This is a genomic window from Frankia sp. AiPs1, assembly GCF_023716945.1.
Taxonomy (GTDB): Bacteria; Actinomycetota; Actinomycetes; order Frankiales; family Frankiaceae; genus Frankia.
This window is the reverse complement of sequence record NZ_JAMQQF010000689.1, coordinates 1-2,836: the sequence shown is the minus strand read 5'-3', so window position 1 is coordinate 2,836 and position 2,836 is coordinate 1. Positions and strand designations below refer to the sequence as shown.

The 2,836-nt window shown below is 74.1% G+C and carries 2 protein-coding genes; both read right to left on the bottom strand.

What is annotated here, in order from left to right; all coding sequences use genetic code 11:
- A partial coding sequence (wzy, locus tag ND748_RS29420; protein WP_251749453.1) for an O-antigen polysaccharide polymerase Wzy occupies positions 1 to 1,513 on the bottom strand: 1,513 nt, incomplete at its 3' end.
- A 153-nt stretch (positions 1,514 to 1,666) separates the two neighbouring features.
- The coding region (locus ND748_RS29415; protein ID WP_374216069.1) for a glycosyltransferase at positions 1,667 to 2,836 on the bottom strand (1,170 nt) is incomplete at its 5' end.

Sequence of the window (2,836 nt, the reverse complement as noted above, 5' to 3'; positions counted from 1 at the left end):
GGCCCGGGCGGGGCGGACTGGGCTGCGGCGGATCCCGCCGGGGCCGGGCGGGGGCGACGCGGGGGGTGCGGGCAACCATGATCTCGGCGGCCCGGATCAGGCCGAGCACGCCCAGGCCGAGCAGCACCTGGACCGGCACCGCCGCGAAGGCGTTGCGCACCTCGGTGATCAACGGAACGAGCAGAACGATGCTGGCCGTGTCCGTTCCGCGCGCAGATCGGCCATGGTCCATCCAGGCCACGACGAGACCGGTCAGGAGCAGGAAGCCGACCACCCCTCGAGCGCCGAAGTTGTAGTAGGCCTCGGCGATCGGCGACCCCCCGATCGGACCCTCCCGGTCGAGCATCAGCACGTTGAACAGCCGTTCGTCGCTGTACTGGGACGGCTGGGGGTGGCCGAGCACCCGGCCGGACACCAGCCGGTCGATCTGACCGTAGAAGGTCGAACCGGCGGGCGGACGCTCGCCGAACTCGTCGCGCCACTCGAGCACCGAGCCGATCGGGCGAATCGAGGCCCCGAGCTCGGCGATCCCGTCGACGGGGCTGAAGGTGATGGCGCTGAGCCGGGTGGCAGCCAGACCGGACTGGCGGATCTCCCGCAGCCCACCGATCAACGCCAGCAGGATGACCGCGCCGAGCAGGACGACGATCCCGCGCACCACGATGCGCCGCCGTGCGGCCACCGCCGCCGCCGCGACGGCCGGGAACATCACCTCGCCCCGTAGCCCGAGCGGCAGCGCCACAACCGCGAACAGGGCGAACACCACCAGGGCCGCCGTGCGCCACCGGCTCGGCCCACCGATGACCGCGAGGACGAGCCCCAGGCCCATCCCGAGCAGCACGTAGGGCACCAGCGGGCCGCGCAACGCCGTCTCGCCGACCGCGGCGTACGACCCGAACAGCAGCCCGAGCCCGCCGGTGGCGAGCACGATCGCGATGAGCCCGAGGACCGACACCGCGAGCAGCATGAAGCCGACGGGTGCGCGCAGGTCCGGCCGAGCCGCGTCGACGGCCGGCCGATCCGCGAGCGCCGGCCGATCCGCGACGGCCTGCCGGTCTGCGACAGCCGGCCGGTGGGTCGCGGCGGGCTCGCGGCTCTCGCTCCCGGCACGCACGGCCCGCAGGCACGTCATCGCCGCCACCCCTACCGTGGCGCTGACGACTCCCAGCGTGGCCACGGCGAACAGCCGGCTCATCGGATAGACGCCCAGCCAGCGGAAGTCGTACTGATCGCGGATCCGGTCGAAGGAGGTGCCGGTCGCGAACAGGGCCGCCACCCCGAAATGAAACACCGACAGGGTGATCAGGTAGACCGACGAGCAGGCCCACACCCCACGCGGCTGGGCTCGGACGCACAGCAGCACGCAGCCGACGACCACCACGACGCCGAGCCGGGCGGCGGAGTACTCCGCCAACTCGGCGAACGACGTCGACCAGGCCGCGACCGCGAACAGGGCCAGCAGGCAGCCGGCGAGGGCCACCCCGCTCGCCCGGCGAGAGGGTGCCGCACCCACCCGACGCCGTCCATCGGGCTGAGCCGCCCGGGCCACCCAGTCGGCCTCGGCGGGCTGGGCGGGCTGGGCGGGCCGGATGGGGGGCGCGGCAACGGGTGGGTACGGCCACCGGGACTGGCACGGTCCGGCGGCTCGGCTGGGGACGGCCATCGCCTAGGACCACACCGCCGTGATGTCGCGCTGCCAGGTGTCCATCGTGAACGGCGAGCGGCGTAGCAGTCGCATCGCCTCGCGGCGCTGATCGATGGTCGGTGGGATCGCGGTGAGCATGTCGACGGTGTCCGCCCAGACGGCGTCCGACGTGGCCAGCGGCAGCGTGGCCACCCCGGGCAGCAGGCGGCCGATCTCGACGACCCCCGGCAGGTCCGACGAGAGCACCGGGGTGCCCACCGCGAGCGCCTCCAGCACGACCGTGGGCATCCCCTCGTGCAGTGAGGTGACCAGCAGCAGCGACGACGCCACGAGCAGCCGGGGGATCTCCCGGACCTCGCCGGTGAACTCCACGTGCTCGGCGACGCCGAGCCGGTCGGCGAGCGCGCTGAGCCGGGCGGTCTCGGCGTCGTCCTGGCGGCCGACGATGCGCAGCCGCGCATGGACCGAGCGGGCCCGCAGCGCGGCGAGGATCTCGATGGCGCGGGCCCGGTTCTTCAGCGGGTCCGGGCGGGCGATGTGGACGAGGGTCACGACGTCGTGGTCGTCCTCGGCCAGATCCTCGGCGCGGCGCCGCGCGGCGATGGCGACCCCGGACGGCTCCAGTTCGACGCCGTTGTAGACGACGCGGCAGCGCGGATCGAGCCGCCAGTCCTCCCGCCACAGCCCCCGCATCGCCGCCTCGCTCACCGCGACGAGGTCGGTGGCGAACCGGTCGAGCAGCAGGCGTCCGAACGCCCGCTGTACCCGGCCGCGCACGCTGTCACCGTGCCGGTCGGCGCTGCTGACGAAGTACGCCACCCGTCGCCGCACGCCGCCGAGTCGGGCCAGCGCGAGCACCACCCCGGAGAAGGTCGCAACGGCGGAATGGACCACGTCGGGACGGACCTGGCGCAGCAGTCGCAGGAACCGCCAGCCGAACCGCCAGTCGGCCCGGCAGTAGTACACCTCGCTGCCGAGGCCACGGATTTCGGTGTCCAGCGAACCAGGGGCACCGGAGGTGACGGCGAACTCCAGCCGGAACTCCTCCGGATCCAGCCGACGCAGCAGGTTCACCGCGCGCAGCTCCACCCCGGCGCGGTCCATCTGGCCCAGCACCTCCAGCACCCGGACCGGGCGGCGGGGCCGGCTGGCGTCGCCGGGCCCCGGTCGGGTGGCCACGGTGGGCGCCCC